Raw genomic sequence first — 4465 nt, 5'->3', positions numbered from 1 at the left:
CGCTACAGCGCTGTTGAGGGCGCGCTCGCGAGCGGCTTCGCTACCGCCGACCTACACCACGCGGTGGGACACGACCTGATCGAGGCCGACTCCCGCGCGTACGGGATCACGCTCGCGTGACGCGAAAACGCAATGATTTTGCCGGGCATTTGCAGTCCAAAGCAGCATTCGCCGGCCCGCCTCTCTCAGGCGGTCGGCCGGCACCAGTCAGCACTCGGTCGTTTGGATCGGCAAATTCACACATCCTACAGAGCAGAAAACCATCCGCTCCGTTCATGCGATCGACGATTTCGCAAAAAACTGGGCTTTTAAAGAGATCGCCGTATTCGTCGCATAGAAGGCTACCCAGTACGTGATGCCGCTCAAAATCCATGGAGCAGAGAGTAACCTCGCCGTTTGGAAGGAGAACATTCCGATCCTGTCGTTCGTCCACGCATATCAGCGCTCCGACGACTGGCTGCCGTGGTTCTACAATCTTAGGATTTACGCTTCCACCCCTGCTGCTCACCGGTCGCGCGCGAACTAGGGCTTCGGCGGGGATAACGTCGGCGATATCGGGATGGGCCTCGCCCAAAACCACGAATTGAATTGATGGAATGTCGGCGTCGACGAGTTGACCAACCAAATCGCGATACTTGTCTCCGACAAGGCGGCTATTCATGTGGGCGCCATCATCAAAAACATGAACCACGAATACCCCCAACCGCAGCGCCTGCAAGCGTTGTAGATCCCGCCCCTTCATTCCCACAAGCGTCGTGAAAATCCTGATGCCGTGGCCTTTGGCGGAAGCGTGCTCGACCATTTCGGTGCAATCCGGATTGAGCCATGGCTCAGAATACCCGGCAAAACTAATGTCGACGGAGGTTGGTACGCGCGCCAGACAGCGCTTGAAATCTCCAAGACTAAGATGTTTCGTATCAGATACTTTTCTTTGCCGGTCAGCGAACTTGTCCTGCGGACAATATGAGCATCCCACGATGCATCCTGTAGTCGTCGTTATCTCCAAAACTCTGCCGGCTGGGATAGCAGAGCGCAGTTACCGGTAAAATCATTTGTTATGACTCCCACTCGTCTGGTCATGCATAACGTCCAGCATGGTGTCTTTGGCTTCATGACACCGACGGTCAAGACGTTCCGAATGAACCCAGCCATCTCCGCCTGGGCAGCAGTCAACGGCCGGCTTCCTCAATCTGCCGAGCGAACTATCAACGGACTTTGGGCACATCGGCACGGCAGGGCGGCGCAACCGCAATGTCGCGCGTCAGCCATTGCCAAAGGTGTAGCCGTGACCCTTGAGCGGGCGCGCCGCCGAGATGGCGTAGCAGACCCTCAATCGTCTCGCGCGTTCTAATGCGGTCAGCCCCCACTCAATATTGCCGCATCTCCAGCAAAGGCCGTGCCAGCGCGCTTAGCGCAGCAACTGCATGAGTAGGCTTGGAGAAACCTCTCGCCCAAGGCGGCCGGTTGTTTGGACCAGACATGTTTTTTTGTCGCTGTCAGCTTTTGGACATGCATCACTCATCGTCAGACGCTTGAGGACAGACTTGGCTGTCTCCCATGCGGTAATGTTGGCGTCGGCTCATCATCTAGCATCATTTCGGCGCCGGCTGTGTGCGCGGAAGATCTACACGACCTGACCGCCGCGTGCAGCGATTGCCTGCCGGCCATAGCTGATCTTTTCTCCTGAAGCCGGCGTGAGGCCAGGCCGTCTGTGCGTGCTGCCGCTGCGTATGCTGTTTCGCTAGACGGCGGATACCGCGTCACCACCATATTTTCGCGACAGAGGCTTGGTGGCGTCGCAGGCCTTCCTGCTACATCACCGCAGTGCTCGGGAATTCGTATCTGATCCGCGTGAGGCGAAGACCTTCTCTCTCGACTGGCTCGCCGAGGCCGTCTGTCCTGCGGGGCCTCGAACGATTTCTCATTTGGCATGGCGCATGCGCGTCGATCCGCAAACCCTGTCATGAGGAGAAATCGGAGCTGGTCGCCACTCCACCTCCTCCTATCACGAGGGCAGATGGGAAGCAGCGCCTTCAAATGAGGAACAAAATCACTTTACCTCGAATCTTGCCTCTCGACCACAACCGGAGCCATGGAACCGCGTCCGCGACCATCGCCAATGATCGCGCCCCAACGCAATTGCCCAGCGCAAAATGGCTACGCGCGATTACGCCATGCATCCCTTACGAGGCTACGACAGCACCTCGGAGAGCTCGCCGCCATCATGCAGACCGATCTAAGCCCAGTTGATCCAGCACAAAGGAATTTCAAACATGCACCAAGATACCGTCCGTGGGAGATCTTTCGCCATACCCCTGACCAGCCCGGCCTACCCGGCCGGCCCATATCGCTTCCGCAACCGGGAGTATCTGATCATCACATATCGCACCGATCCGCAGAAACTGCGCGACCTTGTGCCGGAGCCGCTTCAGGTATGCGAGCCTCTGGTCAAATTCGAGTTCATTCGCATGCCGGACTCGACGGGCTTCGGCGACTACACGGAAGGCGGACAGGTCATCCCTGTTTCCTTCTGTGGCCGCAGGGGGAGCTACACCCACTGCATGTTTCTCGACGACCATCCGCCGATAGCGGGCGGACGCGAGTTGTGGGGCTTTCCCAAGAAGCTGGCTAGCCCAACGCTCCGAACGGAGACGGATACCCCTTGTTGGCACGCTGGACTACGGACCGGTCCGCGTCGCGACAGGTACCATGGGCTACAAGCACCGAGCCGCCGACCTCGCGAGCGTGAGGGCCTCGCTCGCTGAACCGAACTTCCTCCTCAAAATCATCCCGCATGTCGACGGCACGCCGCGCATCTGTGAGCTCGTGGAATATCATCTAGAGGACGTCCATCTGAGGGGCGCCTGGACCGGCCCGGCAGCCCTGAACCTCTGGTCGCATGCGCTTGCCCCCGTCGCCGAACTGCCGGTGCTGGAAGTAGTCTCAGCCGTACACGTCGTCGCAGATCTCACGCTCGCGCTCGGGAAGGTCGTCCACGACTATCTCGCGGAAGCCGAGCCTCGCCATGGGAAAGGAAGAAAAAGCCTAGAAGTTTGGAGCCGCCAGTGAAGCTGCCGATCTCCCCCCTTGCGGGGGAGATGGCCGGCGGGCCAGAGGGGGTGCTGTCCCATAGGCGCTAACTTAGGGGACGAGCGTTATCCTTGCTGCGGCGGATTGGCTTTTTCGTCGCCTCGGTGGATCGCAGACGTGGCGGATAATTTCGGCAAAGCGCGCCACGATTTTTCCCGGCCGCATCACCATCAGTATGGCGTTGAGGATTGCAGGACGCAGGAGACTATGCAGCCTCCAAATGGACAGCGATTGCGCTGTGGGTGGTTTCATCTTCACAGGGGGGAGAGTCGAGAACGTCGGTGACGGCCTCGTCGATCATCAGCGCCAGGATCAGATGGGCTGTCAGCCAGCTTCGAGCGAGCCGCTCATCGCGTGCGGGAAGCTTATGGATACCCATTCCACTCTTGAGCCGCTTAAAGGCGAGTTCGACTTGCCAGCGCAGCCGATAGGTTTGCAGAACCTCGTCGGCCGCCAATTCATCGGCTGGGATCGACGTCAGCAGCATGACGAAGCCTGCTGCGGTGAGGGTCATCGGGTGCAGCCTCTTGCTGCCACGTCGCTGATGCCCTCGCCTTGCCGCCTTCTGTGCTTTTTGCGTGGCCTCCTCATCCTTGCGCTTGACGATGAGCCTCGCCGGCAAGAGCGGCTTGCCTCGGCCCTTGCTTGTGCGGCCTGAATGCTCCAGGAGCACGCTCATCTCGCAAACTTCACCGGGCAGCAAGGGCTCAAAGATGGCGTTCCAGTCGACCCGTTGCCCTTCGGGCGTGGTCAGCCGAACACTGTTCCAGCCCGTGCGCACGATGAAGTCGCCGCCCGCCGCCACCACCTTTTCAAGGGACGGGGTACGAGCGTAGGCGCGATCGCCAACAACGATGTCGCCTTGGCGAAGCGGAACACGAAAGAAGCCTTCACCGCCGCGAGCGTCGCTGATCTCCAGATGCGTGAACCGCGCAAGCGCAGGTTCGTAGGTGGCGTGCAGCCGCCAGTCCGTGCCGGCACTGCCGGGGTGCGAGATCGAACTGCCATCGACGACGCGCAGCCGACGCCTCGTCGCCGCGGTACTTTTGACAGAAACGTTCTCCAGCAAGGCGCCTGCGATGCAGCCAAGCCAATCGGCCGCTCCACGCAAGCGCTTCAAAAGAGCAACATCGGAAAGGCTCGCAACGTCGTTCATCCCGGCCCAGGCGGCCGCCGAGCGCAGGCTCATCCCGCCGGGGCCATAGGCCAAGGCCAGACGCAGCAATGTCGCTGCGTCCGCAACATTGCGACGACGTACCAGCGCTCCCGTCGTTCGCGCCGTCGTGTCAAGATCAACACGATAGTGTCCTGAAGGTTCTGCAAAAAGCTCTGGAGAGAGAACAGCCCTTACTCTGAGGCGAGGGGCGGCCATGGC

At 59.9% G+C, this 4465-nt stretch carries 2 protein-coding genes and 1 pseudogene; 1 reads left to right on the top strand and 2 read right to left on the bottom strand.

The window, feature by feature from the left end:
• Positions 1–106: 106 nt before the first annotated feature.
• Positions 107–1006 (bottom strand): radical SAM/SPASM domain-containing protein, encoded by a 900-nt coding sequence (locus AC0L3N_RS33615; RefSeq protein WP_473551964.1) that lies wholly within the window; start codon positions 1004–1006, stop codon positions 107–109.
• Between the two features lie 1267 nt (positions 1007–2273).
• Here AC0L3N_RS33615 and AC0L3N_RS33610 point away from each other — a divergent pair.
• A pseudogene (locus tag AC0L3N_RS33610) lies at positions 2274–3069 on the top strand (acetoacetate decarboxylase).
• 226 nt (positions 3070–3295) lie between these two features.
• Here the strand turns inward: AC0L3N_RS33610 and AC0L3N_RS33605 are convergent.
• On the bottom strand, positions 3296–4465 hold a 1170-nt coding region (locus AC0L3N_RS33605; protein ID WP_473551961.1), incomplete at its 5' end, for an IS4 family transposase.

Source organism: Mesorhizobium sp. WSM4807 (assembly GCF_055811615.1).
The sequence above is the reverse complement of the archived record's forward strand: the minus strand, read 5'-3'. Positions and strand labels throughout refer to the sequence as shown.